Origin of the sequence: Chryseobacterium pennipullorum (assembly GCF_003384725.1) — a bacterium.
Lineage (GTDB): Bacteria > Bacteroidota > Bacteroidia > Flavobacteriales > Weeksellaceae > Chryseobacterium > Chryseobacterium pennipullorum.
Genome location: NZ_QNVV01000017.1, coordinates 33,252 through 47,904 on the forward strand (window position 1 = coordinate 33,252; position 14,653 = coordinate 47,904).

The window sequence follows — 14,653 nt, forward strand, 5'->3', positions numbered from 1 at the left end:
ATTTATCCAAAAAGTTTTGAGCAAAAAAAAACGAAACCGAAGTCCCGTTTTATGATGAATACCAATTCTGTATCTGCAAACTGCAACTTTTATCTAAAAAAGCTCATTCAAAACCTTTGCCAGTCTCAGACCTCCATAAAGAAGCTGTCTTTCCATGGTGGCATTGAACTTATACTGATAGTCGTATGAAAGTCTCGAACCGTCAGGAGTCTGCGCATAGATGGTATTGGCAATTTTGTGAGAGTCATACAGCCAGTCTTCCAACGTTCCAGACTGGATTTGTGCTACTTCTTCCTTAGATTTGATATCCAGAAGGCTGGCATATTCCGTATAGCTGTATTTTTGAGAATCTACCAGTTTACCGTCCCATACAGAATGTAAATTGGTTTTATCCCCGAAATAAGTAACGTTGATTTTGTTCCCGCCAAGATCTTCCGCTCTGCCTACATGCAACGGCTGGGCAAGGTCGCCCATGATATGAACAAGAAAAATCAATGCAATTTTTCTGTCTTTTTCGGAAGTGTTTTTATCTTTAATCTGGCTGGACAGGGTATTTACTTGCGTATATAAGCTTGGTCCTGCCTGCATTTTCAGATTTTGTCCAAAAGTCTTGAAATCGGCTTGTGGATCAATATTTACATAATGCCATGAGGAGGCCTGCTTCCAGACTCCGGTTGTATCAGATTTGATAAAATCCGGCCAGTTGGCCCAGTACGCAAGACGTTCATGCCCCATCATTTTCTTTATCTCCCTTCTTGCTTTTCGGGAAAGGTGGTTCTCTGCAATTTCTGCAATAACTCTATGCCCCGTCAATCCCCATGCATAAGAATAAAGTGAAGAGGAAATGAATGCTAAAATCAGAATTTTAGAATAAATACTTTTCATTTTAATTAATAATTTTCAGTCTGCAAAGATACGGCCTGCTTTCCGAACAAGCATTACTTATCATGGATTTATTCGATGAATGACGTTAATAATATTTAATATGGGGATGGAAAATATTCAGCTGTGCGCATTTTGACGCAGGTGAGAATGATAAATTGAGAATTCCGTGGAGGGAGTTTAACTGTTTGATTCTGAAGTGTGAATTTTATGTTTTCACGAGTAATTAAGCCTGTATCTTACCGTATTTTTACGGAATTTAAGAAATGTTTTTCCTTTTAATATCAATAAATTAGTATTTTTAGGATCAAATTGTGGGTAAAATATTTTTTCTACCCTATGAGATATATTATCTTTACAAGTCATAATCAGAGGAAACACTATGTATGAGAATAATATTGTAGACATGCATTACAATAAGCTGCAGACAGACTTTAAGGCTGAAGCTGTGGCTGTCAATCTATTGAAATACCACCGCGCGGTAAGTAATATCTTCATTGAACGGGTAGGGGTGAACGATCGTGCTTATCTGAAGGATATCAAAAGCATATCAAGCAGTTACCTGGGATTTGACGAAGAAGTATTTACCATAGAAAGTTACAGGGAAGGTATTTATGATTATCTCCCGGAAGGGCTGTTTCATCCACCGTCTCTTGGAGCATCCAGAAAAAATGTAGATACGGTAGTAAGGGAAATCAGGAAGCAGAAGAGGGTAGAGGATGATGCCCGGAAGTTTTTCCGCCCTTTTGAGCTGGAAGTATTTTTCACTGAAATCAGTGCTCTTCTCAAAGAGTCTGAATTTGATATCACAAGCAACACGGATGCACTACTGGACACTGTGAGTGAGCTTTGGCCACTGATAAAAATGCTTGATCAGCAGAATGCCTATATTTTTATGCATATTTTACCGTTTTTTCACCAAATCAGAGGAAATAAAAAATGGTTTGAAAGATGCATGACCGCTTTTCTGCAGGTACCTGTAGAGGTCACTTTCTCTCCCAATATCATCGATGGACTTGAGGAAAACGATGATTCTATGCTGTTGGGAAATTCCCGGTTGGGAGTTACCTATATTCCCAGTGGAAGACATATGGACGGACAGCGGAACTGGGTGGTGAATATCGGTCCTATTCCGTATGGAGATATGAAGCGATACATCCCGGGAAGTCCTTTCAGGAATGTGCTTCAGGCATTGTACGACTATTTTCTTCCGGTGACGGTAGACATAGAAGAAAATTTTGTTACGGAAAAGGTAGAGTACTCTTTCAGCCTGGAGGATGATGAAAGAAATGCCAGCCGCCTCGGTTACTCTACATTCCTCTAAATTATTTTATTATATTTACAATTACCAACAAAGTATAAATTCGAAAAGAAACAAATGGAAATTTCTTCAGTAAAAGGTATTTTTTTAAGGTATATCTTAATGCCTTTAATCGCAATTATTATGATGGTTATACTGGGTATAATCAGGAGAAATAAACCTGCGATAAAAATTAAAGTCATTATTATCTATGTCCTTCTGTGCAGTTTATGTCTGGCTCTTCCTGGAGTTTTTGGGTTTGCCGGAAATCTTTTTAATCCATACTGGTACCTTATTGCATCAGTTTTTTACCTTATTTTCGGGATTATCCACGTCAATTTAATGCATAAATATTTCAAAAAGCATATTGACTCTCTGGCCATGAATATTCTGTTTGAATCGATACTTTCTTTGACCTGTATGGCGTTGGGAGGATACCTGTTTACGTTACTTTTCAACTGGATGAGCAAAGGTGCAGGATATTCCGTAATGGCGGCGACAAGCATGCTGATCTTTTTGGTTCCGATGGTATTTTATTACTGTTATATCCAGCTTATCAGCATTCCTTTTGATATTTACAAGACATGGAGATATTCTCCTGAACAGAAGCTTCCTGACTTTGAAGGCGCAGATTTTGACCGCCTGATGGTCCTGAATGTGGAGCTGAGCAAAAAACTGGAAGATGCCAACCGGTTCAGAATTAAAGCAAAAACTCTTCCCACTGGAGTTACATTTGGAGACTGGTTCTACAGGGTTGTGGATGATTATAATCACAAAAATCCGGGATCTGTCATTCACCTTTCGGATGAAGTGAATGAACCGTATTACTGGATCTTTTATACCAAAAAATCGTTTTTCAGCTTCCGTAAATATATTGATTTCGACCAGGATATTACGACGAACCGAATTTCTGAAAATGAAGTGGTCATCTGTAAGAGGGTAATTCAGCATGAAGAAGAGGGAGTTGCCAGAAAATTATAATCACAAAAAAATTAAAAAGTAGTACACATGATACAGCCTATTAAACACTTTGCAATCAATTGGGTGGACGGGATGAAAGTTTCCCAGAGACACCTTAATGATCAGGATAATTTCTTAATTGATACCATCAGAGATTCCAATTCAATTGGGATTACCACATATAACTATGGGCTTTTGCCGATCTCTACTGAATTTACAGACCGTACCATTTTTGATGTTCACAATACAGCAACCAATGACGTACAGCTGGTGATCAAGAGATGCAGTGCCGTGACAATGGCCGGATACCGTATTGAACTTACAGACAGAAGAATCAGTGTGAAATCGCTGGCAAAATCAATGAATGAAGAGCAAGCAGATGGAGAGTATTATATTTTAATATCTGTAAATCCGTTTGATAAAGTGCCGTTTGGAGATATCGATCCGGAGGAAATCCCGCCCCGCCATCCCAGCGCACAGCCGAACCACCATATTGAGTTGCTTCCTGTAACATCACTGAACAGCAGCTATTCCGGAGGAAACTACCTGATCATTGGAAAAGTAGATCTAAAGGCCAATATTGCACAGGTAGATTCCAATTTTATCCCACCATGTACCTCTGTACAAAGTCATCCGGCTTTAGTAGATTATTACAGTAGTTTTGCAAAATCGATCGGAAATCTGCAGCAGTATGCGTTTAAGATCATTCAGAAAGCTTCCCATAAAAATCAGAATACGGCACTGGCACAAAACGTAAAGTTCTTATGCAGCACAATGGTGAATACTTTTGGAGATATGTATTTCCAGTTCAGAAATATTACCCCATGGCAACCCCCTGTATTTTTAATTGAATCTTTTGCAAGACTGGCCCTTCATTTATACAATTCCACACAGCTTTTGGTTCCTGCCGAACTGGAAGAAATGCTTAATTATAGCCTTGAGTGGAGTGAGATTGCACCGCATACCTTACTAAATCAGTTGTCAATAGTGGCTGAAACAAATTATGACCATCACAACTGTGGCGAACCATTGCTTTACATCCAGCAGATGCTGAGAAGTTTAGAAACTATTTTTGCCAAACTGAGTGAGCTTGATTACATCGGTCAGAGAAAAGAAAACATCATTGTTAATGAACAGGAGGTTTCCAACAACAGCAACCCGAAGAGAGGTTGGAGTGTTCTAGATTAAAATACCCTTATAATAAAAGCAATCCCGAATGTAACATTCGGGATTTTTTATCATAAATATAAAAGTCAGAAGAGCTTTCAATCTTATTTTTTATTTTTGCTTAAAAGGTCCAAAGTATGCTCTACATGTCCGCCACCTTTCCATTCGTCATGACCGGGAATCACAAGTGTGGCCTCTGCATATTTGGTTTTCAGCTTATTCATCGTTTGCGGCCATTGGGCAACGTTGGCTTCTCCGGTATACCCAAGATCAATTGCCGATTTACTTTTTACGAGGCATCCTCCGTCCAGTATTTTATACTTTGGAAACCATACCACTACATTATCAGCCGTATGGCCTTCTCCAAGGAAATCTACTACAAATTCTTCTCCACCAATACGATAAGGCTTGCCTGTTTTTATAATCTCTGTAGAAGTAGCTTTTCCTTCTTTCTTTAAAAGTTCATTGGTTTTCTCAGTGGCGTAGGTTTTAATTCCTTTGTTATTATAAAAGCTTAAATCTCCGGCTCTGTCTTCGTGTGAGTGGGTAGCAAACACGGCAATCACTGGAAGGTGATGACGTTTTTGGATCGTATCCATAAGACTCTGATATTGGGTTTTCTGCCATGGAACGTCAAACAATACCACTCCTTTTTTGGTCACCAGATACACCGCATTGGTAGAGTATTCTTTACCGCCAAATACGCCAAAAGTTTTGTAAATATAAAAATTGGGCTTAATCTGCGGCTCAATGACAAAATCTCTCACCTGAGCATTGGCAAAAGGACTTAGCAGCATTGAAACAATAAAAAACGGAATGCTTTTTTTCATAATTTTAAAGTAATAATTAAATGTTGTATTTGTCGGAAAAGACAAAGTCTATAGAATGTTTTGCAAACGTAAATAAAATTAACGGGTGAAACATTTTATGGATAACAGTTTAACCGTTTTTTAACGGTTTTTATTTGCATTCAGCTTATAAATGCTAAATTCGAGATGCATGCATCAGGTATAAAAGTCGGGAGAAACGAAATATTTTTTTCTATTTTCCTAGCCCCCAGCTTTAAGATAAAAAAACGGTGATCTCCACTGAATCACCGGCATTTTTATTTCTTAACCAATATTTTCTCCGTTGCTTTTTTACTGAGAATCTCTGTTGTACCATCAATTTCTATTGTCATTGACTTATCGAAGTTTTCAATCTTCATTACCTTTACTTTGGTATTAAGAAGAAGCTTCCGGTCATTGAGATAGCTTAAAAAAGCATCATCAGAGAGGGTGACCGAGGCAAAAGTAACATTTTCACCAGGCTCACAGCTGCTTAGCTTATGAAGATTCTGGGCGATAATATTGCCGTCTTTATCAGGAATAGGTTCTCCATGCGGGTCAAATTTGGGATAATCCAGGATCTCATCCATCTTATCAAAGAATATCTGCGAGTGAACATGCTCAAGCTGCTCAGCAATCTCATGAACGTTTTCCCATCCGAAATTCATTTTTTTTACCAGAAACATTTCGGTAAGTCTATGTTTGCGAACGACCAGCGCAGCTTCGCGCCTTCCGCTTTCGGTAACCAGCAGAGGTTTGTAGGTTTCATAGACCACCCATTTCTTTTCTGCAAATTTCTTCATCATATTATTGACGCTCGGCATTTTTACATTGAGAAACTTGCTGAGTTCATTAATCGTCACTTTTCCTTCATTGTCAACTAAATGAAACAAAGCTTTCAGGTAATTTTCTTCTGTTAGTGTTGCTTTCAAAATGTTAGATGATTTTCAGTACAAATCTAACAAATTTTATTGAAACATGTATTCTTTAAACCAAAATCCATCACTCTTATCGCTCTTTTACACTTACAGTATTCTTATCAGATTTCCAATAACAGTATAGATATTTGTCAATTTTATGGAATTTTATTATCATTTTATTTATTCTACAAAGGATTGTTAATTTTTATATTGATTTATTAGTTATCTTTAAGAAAAACAAAAACAATGAATTTGAAAATTACATTTCTATCAGTTTGTGCCTCTGTTCTTATGAATGCACAGATTTCTAACACGAATGATCTCCGCGCAGATCATCTTCCAGGAACCACTTTCAGACTGGATGTTGATCATTTCAGGAAAAACATAGACGGAAAGAGAAAAAAATCCGGAAAAATTGAAAATCAATCTCTTGTTTTACCTCTCATTGACGGAAGCAGACAGGAATTTATTCTATCTGAGAATAATCTTCTTCATACCCGTCTCAATGACATTGTCACTTTTGACGGCTATTCAAAAGACCGCCAATCTAAACTTAAGCTGACGCTGGCAGGCGATAAAATCACAGCCATTATAAAATCCGGAACCGGCTATTTTATCATCGAACCTTATAAAACCAAACCAGGAGAATACCGGATTTATAATTCTTCTGAAATGTTTGGAGAAAATTTCCAGTGCGGAACTGATGAAACTGAGTTCAGAAAAAGCCTGGAAGCTATCGGTAAAGGTCTGAACGTCCAGAAATCTGTAACCGGTTTTCCTTACGGAAATAAGATGAAAACCTTCAGGATGGCTGTTGCAACGACCGGTGAGTTTACCACAGCTTTCGGAAACCAGGATGCCGCATTGGCTGAGCTGGTAGCGATGATGAATCTTATCAATCAGATCTATGAATCTGAATTATCTATCTCGTTTGAGCTTATTGATAAAACAGTCAACAAAACATTGCTTTTTACAGACGGAGCTACTGATCCTTTTACGGTAAGCGCATCCTTTGCATCTGCTGCCAACTCCCAGGCAGGATTTAATACAATGAATAGTAACGGCACTCTTCCCTATGCAGATTATGATATCGGCCACACCTTTAATATTATGCCGGGTACCGGGGGAAGCGCTCAGGGCCAGGCAGGTCCTCAGCCATGTAACTCTTCTTTTAAAGCGAGAGCCTGGAGCCAGTGGACTCTTTCGATGCCTAAATCATTAACAGCCAATCTGATTGTTCATGAAATGGGGCACCAGTTTGGGGCATGGCATACCTATAATGCGGTAGGCGGGTCTGCCGGAAGTCCTACCTTCTGTACCGTAGGCTGGAACGGTGATTCTGCAGTAGAACCTGGTGCAGGATCTACGATTATGGCATACGGAAACAACTGTACAACTCCAAATGACCAGACCAATTCAGGAAATAACGGGCTTAATTATTTCCACGCCAAAAGTATAGACCAGATTCTGAATACATTAACCTTATACTCAACCTGTTTCAATGCTGTTGATGTAGCGAATACTCCGCCTGTAGCCAATGCAGGGAATACTGCTATCAGCATTCCTAAGAATACGCCTTTTAAATTGAAAGGTATAGGAAGTGATGCAGAAGATACACAGCTTTCCTATACCTGGGATCAGGTAGACGTAGCCACGAGTAATGATAAGGGTGCATTTGGAAGCACAATCAACGGAACCGGAGGATATTCTGCAGTGAACAGTACAACAGCACCGCTATTCAGATCTGAGCAAAGCACAAGTACTACGGAACGGTATTTTCCGAAAATGAGGTTTGTCCTGGAAAACCAGAATACTCCGCCTACCAATGCAGCAGAAGGACTGCCTCTGGTAGCAAGAACAATGAAAATGAGGTTTACAGTGAGAGATAACAGTGCTGTAGCCGGTGGAGCAGATTCTGATCAGGTTTTGGTAACCGTTACGGATCAGGGGCCTTTGGCGGTTACTTATCCTAACTCTGCGATCAGCGTCAATACCGACAGCAATATGAATGTGACCTGGGATGTGAATCAAACCAACGTTCTTAAAAATACAGTCAATATTCTTCTTTCCACAGATGGTGGTGATACATTCCCTTACGTACTTGCATCTGGGGTTCCCAACAATGGTTCCACAACAGTAACGATTCCTTTCCTTGCCTACACGGATAAGGCCAGAATAAAAGTGAGCGCAGTAATCAATGATTATGCAGAGTTTTTTGACGTTTCGAATACCAATTTTATTATCAATTCTACATGTACTGCTTTTCCTTCTGTAATGGTGGAAAACCCGAAATCGGTAACCGCTGCACAAGGAAGTCCTCAGACCAATCTTAATTTACAGCCACAAACGTCTTCAAGCGATACGTATAATTCGAAAGTGCTTACTTTTGATGCGGCCAACATGACGGCCAATCCTTTGTATATAAACAATCAGACCAGCACGGCTCCGTACCTGATTTCTGCCAGTACCAACCTGCTTCCTTATAAAGTGAAAGCGACAGAGACAGGAACCTATACGCTCAGCTATCCTTCACCTTCCGGTGTCGCGATTACCGTATTTAAAGGAAGCCAGATCAACACGGCCAATTTTGTTTCTTCCAATGCGATATACAGTGGAACGGGAACCGGATTCAGCTATTACCGTTCGCTTTCTGTATATCTTGAAAAAGGAGTAGAATATCTTGTCACTGCAAAAAATCTAAGCAACACCCCTGTAGGATCAAGTGTAACGCTAAGCAATGACGGACCGGGAAGACTATATAATATCGTTGATACGCCAGTGGGATTAAGCTATACGTACATCGCAGTGAACACGGTAAGTAACAAGATTGTTGCTGAAAGCACAACAGCCAATTTCACCGCCTTGGCGGTGGGAACGTATACGATACACGGAATTTCATTTACAGGAACAGCGAGCAGTCTGATCAATAAATCAATCAGTGAGCTTATCCAGAATAAAACCTGCCATCAGCTGAGCAGAAATAATACGAATCTGACCATTACGGAAGCTTTGGCAGTAACTGAAACAGCTAAAAAGCAGATCGGATTGGTTCCAAATCCGGTAAAAGACTATCTGCGTGTTTACAGCGATGAGAAAATTACCCATTATGAAATATATGATGCTTCGGGAAGATTAATGGATTCTAATATTATGAATAATTCAGAGATCAATTTCTCCCGATTTAAAACAGGAGTGTATATGCTGAAGTTATTGAATAACAAAACAGTAATCAATCAATCAAAAGTGATCAAAAAATAAGTAAAGAAAAATCATGGAGAAAAGGGTTATATTTATATAGCCCTTTTTTTATTAACAAATCAGAAAGGCAATTTTATAAAAACTTTACACGATGAGAAACATTTCATTAATTCTTTTTTTTGCTTTTTTCTGTCAAGCATTGCAGGGACAGTCACAGCAGTACATCTTCAATTTTAATCCTAAAAAATTCATCAGGGAAAATAGCCTGGAAATGAATGATAAAAAAGAAGTTGTTTTTAATTTGTATGATATTAACGGCAGAGAAACAAAATATATCACCGTGGACAAAACCAGTGATGCGCTCAGAAAAGCAAAAATATACAGTTTTAAAGGTAAATCAGAAGACGGCACAAAACTGATTACCTTAACGATTGCCTCAGGAAAACTCAGCGGTTCGTATCTGGAAAACGGCAAAGCTTATTATATTGAGCCGGCCGAAAAAAACTGCAGGAAAAAATACAGAATCTATTTGAAACCTAACGGTGATTATCAGGTGGGCCAACCGAACGATGTTTTAAAGTAGAGGATATTTTTAATGCGCAACCCGTGTTCCAGAAATATTTTAATTTTTCAGGGGTAATCTTGTTTCTATTTTTTAATTTTACTCTATGAAATTTTCATTCAAAAACGATTATTCTGAAGGATGCCATCCGAATATTTTACAGGCGCTTTTACAAACCAATTCAGAACAGCAGACGGGCTATGGTGAAGACATTTATTCTTTACAGGCAAAGGAACTCATTAAAGAAAAGATCCAGAAGGCAGATTCTGATATCTATTTTGTTTCAGGAGGAACACAGGCCAATCTTATCGTCATCTCTTCTGTTTTAAAACCTTATCAATGTGTCATTTCAGCTTCTACAGGGCACATCCTGAACAACGAAACAGGTGCAATTGAGGCTACCGGCCATAAGGTGTTGAGCATAGAAACTCCAGACGGAAAGCTAAGGCCTTCCAATATTATTCCCATCCTGGAAAACCATCAGAATGTTCCCCATCAGGTAATGCCCAAACTTGTGTATATATCCAATTCTACAGAGTTGGGAACGATATACCAGGCTAAAGAACTGGAAGAACTTTCAGATTTTTGCAGGCAAAACCGCCTTTACCTTTTTATGGATGGGGCAAGATTGGGACATGGACTAACTTCTGAGATCAGTGATCTTTCTCTGGAAAAGATCGCATTATTTACCGATATATTCTACCTTGGAGGCACGAAAAACGGCGCTTTGATAGGGGAGGCTATTGTTATCAACAATACAGATATTCAGGAAGATTTTGCTTTTAATATCAAGCAGAAAGGAGCTCTGCTGGCCAAGGGCAGGCTGTTAGGGATACAGTTTCTGGAACTGATGAAGGATCAACTGTATTTTGACCTCGCCAGACATGCCAACCAGCAGGCGATGAAAATCAAAAAAGCATTGCAGGGAAGAGGAGTACAGTTCCTTTCAGATACCTATACCAATCAGATATTTCCCATCATAAGCAATGCTCTTATTGATGTTTTGTCTGAGTATTTTGAGTTTTATGTCTGGAAAAAAATAGATGCTGAGTATTCGGCAATCCGCCTGATCACTTCATGGAATACTGATGATGAAGCAGTCAACCGTTTTATCGAGATTACAGAACGTGAACTGTCATAAAAAAAACAGCCCATTTGGGCTGTTTCATTTATCATTAATGCTGTTTTATTTCAGCGCTTTGGAAACAGTTTTACAATCTGCCGTATTGAGTTTCTGGCCGTCCTTATAGCTGATTTTTTTCTCGTCAGCATACTTAGACAGTCCGTCTTCTTCTTTATGATCACCAATCCCTTCCGTTAGCATATTGTCTTTCTGAAGGAAATAAATATCCCTTTTACTTTTTCTGCCTTCTGATGCAAATTCATAGGTCAGTTTCAGGGTATCACCGGATTTAAAACCTGTAACATCTCCTGTTGAGCTGTCTTTTTCACTGTTTTTATATGACAATTTTCCCGTGATGGTTCCCAGGTTATCATCAATAGAGGCAAAAACACTGTCTTTCCCTGTTACTCCTATATAACAGAAAGACTTAGGACCCAGAGTATCGATTACCGGCTCTTCTACAGCAAGGGTATCCGCTGTAACTACTGGAGCCGCAGTTTCAGTTTTCTTATTACAATTGATTAAAAAAGCTGAGACAGCACTCAATAAGATTAATTTTTTCATATCCTTAATTGTTAAAATCAAATTTCGATAATGCTAAATTAATAATACTATTTATATATGAAAGGATATTGTTGACAAATAAGATTTTTTTTATGAAAATATGTTTTTTAGAAGAAAATAATTTAGCCTGAAGAAAACTATATGGCTACAGATTGAATTTGAGACATTATTTTTTTCTAAAAAAGGGCATAGCTTTTTCAGCACTAAAGTTATTTTAGTTTTTTACATTGCGTATCGGAAGTACTTTATAGCTCTTAAAAACAAAGATTTTATTTTTTCTCAGACCTATTTTAACGCTCATGCACTCAAACTCTTAAACTTCCCCTAAATCCTCTTGCAGCGTAATAGGAGTCAGCGCCATTATGATAATAGAAAACGGTGTTGTAGCGTCTGTCACAGAATACTGCACCGCCCAATTCTCTTATTTCAGGAGGTGTTTTGATCCAACTTGATGTTTTCTGATCAAATTTTCCAAGCTGTTGAAGCTTGCGGTACTGTTCTTCAGTGAGGAGTTCAATGCCCATTTCGGCGGCTTTATCTATGGCATTGCTTTCCGGTTTATTGGCCTTACGGGATTCCCAGGCAGGATAATCGTAGCAGAGGCTTCTTCGTTTTGGGCTCTCTGGCGAACAGTCAGCGAAAATGTATTCGTCTGTTTTGGGATGATGATCAATAACATCTGGTTCGCCTTCTGTTTCTTCCATTTCGTTCAGTGACCAGAGCTTTTCCGGGCTGGCTTCCAGCTTTTTCTGGATTTTTTCCCATTTCAGGTCTTTATGACGATGCATATTTTTTTCAAAACGTGTTTTTAATATTTTTAAAAGCGATTCGTTTTGTTCCGGGGTCAGTTTCTTTTTGTTCATATCCAATTTTTAATGAGGGTGTAGGTATAAAATTATTAATTATTGGCTGATTGTAGAAATTTTTCTTTCAGAAGGTCTGAAATACCAGGAAATAATAACTAAAACCAACAGCAGAACCGCAGGGAAAGTTCTTGCTGCGGGATCACCGACAATAAGATGGGAGATCACTGCCCCTGACATAACAAAAAAGAAACCTGCATACGCCCATTCTTTCAACAGCAGACGTTTTGGAATCAATATAACGATGACTCCCAGGATTTTCCATATGCCTATGATGGTCATCAGATAGGCAGGGTAGCCAAGATGGGTGAAATTGGCCAGTTCGTCTTTATTTTTCATCAGTTGAACAATGGCCGTAGAAATCATTCCGAGGGCCATCCATAGGGTAAATACCCAATAAATGATCTTTATTCTTTTTGTTGATTGTTGTGGTGTATTCATGATTGTTTTTTTTTAAAGGTTAGTCGTTTAATCCTATTCCGTCCATAATTTGAGGAATGCATTTTTCAATGCGGGCTTCGCGGGTTTTGGATTGTTTGGCAGAGGAAAAGTGGAGGAGATAGGCTCTTTGTCTTCCGGGAGTTAAAGCTTCAAAAGCGTGTTTCAATGCCGGATCCTGGTCCAGTTGACGCTGAAACTCCTCAGCCATTTCAAACTCTTTAGTTTTTTTCATTTCTACTTTAGCGCCCGATTCTTCAATTTCAACAGCTTCAAACATATATGTTCTGATATCCTCTTCGAGATCATTGATCTGATCCAGGTCAGTAAAACGGATCTGTCGTGCGGCCTGCACATTTTCAGATTGTTGGATTAAAATATGTTCCGGATCTTTCATCAAAGCGCCTTTAAAAAAGAGGAGAGCACAATAGTCTTTAAATCCATGAATCAGGAAAATATTTTTCCCATGGTAGGTATAACAGGGGCACCCCCATTTTAGGTCTTCTACAAGCTCAGTGCTTAGAGCAATGGCTCTTAACTTTTCAAATTCTTTTTGCCATGATCCGGCTTTATCAAAGAAAAAATCAACTTTTGAATTCATGGTGTTTTGGGTTATGGGGTTCGAGGGTTTTAGAGATTGAAGATTACAAGATTCGAAGTTGTAGTTCAAGTAATTATTTTGACTTTTATTTTTTTTAACTCTCGAAGATTTAGCGGATTAAGCAAATTTATTTTAAATAGAAAACGATCTGCGTCATCGGCTAAATCTGCGAGAAACAAATAAAAGATCATGTTTATGCAGATTTTCACTTTCAACTTTCACTTTTCAACTTTTGAACCGTTTCCTGGAGTCGGTTATGCGCCATATTCATTCCCTGGGCAAATGGCATTTTCAGGTGCTGGTCTCTGAAATCCACAGATTTATAGATGGTTTGAATGGTGATCTTACTGGTGGCATCCGTTAGTTTTTCAAATTCTAAAAACTCCATTTGAACAGGAAAAGGAGTGTTTTCCATCTGGAAGGTCCTTATAATTTTCTCATTCTGAACAATATCATGTATGGTTCCATTGGCACTGAATACCACATCCCCCTGGGGATTTGTGGTTTCAAAACGGTAACCACCATGTTGCTTATTTTCAAATTTGGTCACTTTCGTTCCCATCCATTGTTCGAAAAGTTCTGCTTCGGTATATGCTTTGAAAAGGAGCTCTACAGGAAGGTCAAATTCTCTGGTGATCAATATTTCCTGCTTGCCGTCTTCAGCGTGAATTTTTGTTTTAAGTTCCATATTTTGAGTTTGAGGGTTTTAGGGTTATAGTATTTGATACCTATGATCTTACATCTTTGTCGGCATTCTGATAGGCTTTCATTACGCTTTCCAGCCTATTGAATTTCTCATCCCACATTTTGCGGAACGGTTCGATAAAATCGGCTATTTCTTTCATTTTATTGGGATTTAGGTGATAGATTATCTCGCGGCCGTTTTGCTCAGATCTTAGCAGTTCGCATTCGGTAAGAATCTGGAGATGCTTAGAAACGGTAGGCCTTGCCGTATCGAAATTGGAAGCAATAGCTCCCGCCGTCATCGACTGTGCCGCCACCAACATCAATATAGATCGTCTTGTAGGATCTGCTATTGCCTGAAAAACATCTCTTCGTAAATTCATTATGTAGTTATTTGACTACAAATATATGTGTAGTTATTTAGCTACGCAAGTGTTTTTGTAATTTTTTAAAATTTTACAGAGATAATAGGAATCTGCTTGATCTTGCTCAATCAGCGAGAGATTGTTTATTAAATACAAAGCTTTATGATCACAACTTACTTAGGAAGCCAGGGGAGAGCAA

Annotated in this window: 15 protein-coding genes; 6 read left to right on the top strand and 9 right to left on the bottom strand. The window is 38.7% G+C overall.

Annotated elements, in window-relative coordinates:
- Window positions 1–93: 93 nt before the first annotated feature.
- Window positions 94–885 (bottom strand): S1/P1 nuclease, encoded by a 792-nt coding sequence (locus DRF67_RS16460; protein ID WP_115929394.1) that lies wholly within the window; start codon window positions 883–885, stop codon window positions 94–96.
- Between the two features lie 379 nt (window positions 886–1,264).
- Here DRF67_RS16460 and DRF67_RS16465 point away from each other — a divergent pair, with 379 nt between their 5' ends.
- From DRF67_RS16465 to DRF67_RS16475, 3 genes are read left to right on the top strand one after another with little or no spacing between them, the layout of a single operon-like run.
- Entirely contained in the window at window positions 1,265–2,206 is a 942-nt protein-coding gene (locus DRF67_RS16465; protein WP_115929395.1) for a type VI secretion system baseplate subunit TssG, read from the top strand.
- A 54-nt stretch (window positions 2,207–2,260) separates the two neighbouring features.
- Window positions 2,261–3,163, top strand: a complete 903-nt coding sequence (locus DRF67_RS16470; protein WP_115929396.1) for a TssN family type VI secretion system protein — start codon at window positions 2,261–2,263, stop codon at window positions 3,161–3,163.
- Between the two features lie 27 nt (window positions 3,164–3,190).
- Entirely contained in the window at window positions 3,191–4,330 is a 1,140-nt protein-coding gene (locus DRF67_RS16475) for a hypothetical protein (protein WP_115929397.1), read from the top strand.
- Window positions 4,331–4,413: 83 nt separating this feature from the next.
- On the opposite strand, the gene blaIND is transcribed toward DRF67_RS16475, so the two are convergent.
- A complete protein-coding gene (blaIND, locus tag DRF67_RS16480) occupies window positions 4,414–5,139 on the bottom strand; it encodes an IND family subclass B1 metallo-beta-lactamase (RefSeq protein WP_115929460.1) in 726 nt (241 codons plus the stop codon).
- Window positions 5,140–5,414: 275 nt separating this feature from the next.
- Window positions 5,415–6,068: a metal-dependent transcriptional regulator gene (locus tag DRF67_RS16485; protein WP_115929398.1), complete on the bottom strand. Its 654-nt coding sequence runs from the start codon at window positions 6,066–6,068 to the stop codon at window positions 5,415–5,417.
- A gap of 234 nt (window positions 6,069–6,302) precedes the next feature.
- Between DRF67_RS16485 and DRF67_RS16490 the strand changes: the two genes are divergently transcribed.
- The 3 genes from DRF67_RS16490 to DRF67_RS16500 all read left to right on the top strand — a co-directional run bounded on the left by DRF67_RS16490 (window position 6,303) and on the right by DRF67_RS16500 (window position 10,957).
- Window positions 6,303–9,314 carry a zinc-dependent metalloprotease gene (locus DRF67_RS16490; RefSeq protein ID WP_115929399.1) on the top strand — a complete coding sequence of 1,004 codons (3,012 nt, stop codon included), beginning with the start codon at window positions 6,303–6,305 and terminating at the stop codon, window positions 9,312–9,314.
- A gap of 91 nt (window positions 9,315–9,405) precedes the next feature.
- Window positions 9,406–9,837 carry a hypothetical protein gene (locus tag DRF67_RS16495; RefSeq protein ID WP_115929400.1) on the top strand — a complete coding sequence of 144 codons (432 nt, stop codon included), beginning with the start codon at window positions 9,406–9,408 and terminating at the stop codon, window positions 9,835–9,837.
- An 85-nt stretch (window positions 9,838–9,922) separates the two neighbouring features.
- Window positions 9,923–10,957 carry a threonine aldolase family protein gene (locus tag DRF67_RS16500; RefSeq protein ID WP_115929401.1) on the top strand — a complete coding sequence of 345 codons (1,035 nt, stop codon included), beginning with the start codon at window positions 9,923–9,925 and terminating at the stop codon, window positions 10,955–10,957.
- A 45-nt stretch (window positions 10,958–11,002) separates the two neighbouring features.
- Here DRF67_RS16500 and DRF67_RS16505 read toward each other — a convergent pair whose 3' ends face one another.
- From DRF67_RS16505 to DRF67_RS16530, 6 genes are all read right to left on the bottom strand, one after another.
- Window positions 11,003–11,503: a hypothetical protein gene (locus tag DRF67_RS16505; RefSeq protein ID WP_115929402.1), complete on the bottom strand. Its 501-nt coding sequence runs from the start codon at window positions 11,501–11,503 to the stop codon at window positions 11,003–11,005.
- Between the two features lie 305 nt (window positions 11,504–11,808).
- A complete protein-coding gene (locus tag DRF67_RS16510; protein WP_115929403.1) occupies window positions 11,809–12,366 on the bottom strand; it encodes a DUF4256 domain-containing protein in 558 nt (185 codons plus the stop codon).
- Window positions 12,367–12,405: 39 nt separating this feature from the next.
- Window positions 12,406–12,807 (bottom strand): DoxX family protein, encoded by a 402-nt coding sequence (locus DRF67_RS16515; RefSeq protein ID WP_115929404.1) that lies wholly within the window; start codon window positions 12,805–12,807, stop codon window positions 12,406–12,408.
- Between the two features lie 19 nt (window positions 12,808–12,826).
- Window positions 12,827–13,405 carry a YdeI/OmpD-associated family protein gene (locus DRF67_RS16520; protein ID WP_115929405.1) on the bottom strand — a complete coding sequence of 193 codons (579 nt, stop codon included), beginning with the start codon at window positions 13,403–13,405 and terminating at the stop codon, window positions 12,827–12,829.
- Between the two features lie 211 nt (window positions 13,406–13,616).
- A complete protein-coding gene (locus DRF67_RS16525; protein ID WP_115929406.1) occupies window positions 13,617–14,093 on the bottom strand; it encodes an SRPBCC family protein in 477 nt (158 codons plus the stop codon).
- 40 nt (window positions 14,094–14,133) lie between these two features.
- Window positions 14,134–14,472 (bottom strand): ArsR/SmtB family transcription factor, encoded by a 339-nt coding sequence (locus DRF67_RS16530; protein ID WP_115929407.1) that lies wholly within the window; start codon window positions 14,470–14,472, stop codon window positions 14,134–14,136.
- Between the last annotated feature and the right edge of the window lie 181 nt (window positions 14,473–14,653).

Coding starts and splice junctions, on each gene's coding strand:
- DRF67_RS16460 (WP_115929394.1), bottom strand. CDS start 885: ATGAAAAGTATTTATTCTAAAATTCTGATTTTAGCATTCATTTCCTCT.
- DRF67_RS16465 (WP_115929395.1), top strand. CDS start 1,265: ATGTATGAGAATAATATTGTAGACATGCATTACAATAAGCTGCAGACA.
- DRF67_RS16470 (WP_115929396.1), top strand. CDS start 2,261: ATGGAAATTTCTTCAGTAAAAGGTATTTTTTTAAGGTATATCTTAATG.
- DRF67_RS16475 (WP_115929397.1), top strand. CDS start 3,191: ATGATACAGCCTATTAAACACTTTGCAATCAATTGGGTGGACGGGATG.
- blaIND (WP_115929460.1), bottom strand. CDS start 5,139: ATGAAAAAAAGCATTCCGTTTTTTATTGTTTCAATGCTGCTAAGTCCT.
- DRF67_RS16490 (WP_115929399.1), top strand. CDS start 6,303: ATGAATTTGAAAATTACATTTCTATCAGTTTGTGCCTCTGTTCTTATG.
- DRF67_RS16495 (WP_115929400.1), top strand. CDS start 9,406: ATGAGAAACATTTCATTAATTCTTTTTTTTGCTTTTTTCTGTCAAGCA.
- DRF67_RS16500 (WP_115929401.1), top strand. CDS start 9,923: ATGAAATTTTCATTCAAAAACGATTATTCTGAAGGATGCCATCCGAAT.
- DRF67_RS16505 (WP_115929402.1), bottom strand. CDS start 11,503: ATGAAAAAATTAATCTTATTGAGTGCTGTCTCAGCTTTTTTAATCAAT.
- DRF67_RS16510 (WP_115929403.1), bottom strand. CDS start 12,366: ATGAACAAAAAGAAACTGACCCCGGAACAAAACGAATCGCTTTTAAAA.
- DRF67_RS16515 (WP_115929404.1), bottom strand. CDS start 12,807: ATGAATACACCACAACAATCAACAAAAAGAATAAAGATCATTTATTGG.
- DRF67_RS16520 (WP_115929405.1), bottom strand. CDS start 13,405: ATGAATTCAAAAGTTGATTTTTTCTTTGATAAAGCCGGATCATGGCAA.
- DRF67_RS16525 (WP_115929406.1), bottom strand. CDS start 14,093: ATGGAACTTAAAACAAAAATTCACGCTGAAGACGGCAAGCAGGAAATA.
- DRF67_RS16530 (WP_115929407.1), bottom strand. CDS start 14,472: ATGAATTTACGAAGAGATGTTTTTCAGGCAATAGCAGATCCTACAAGA.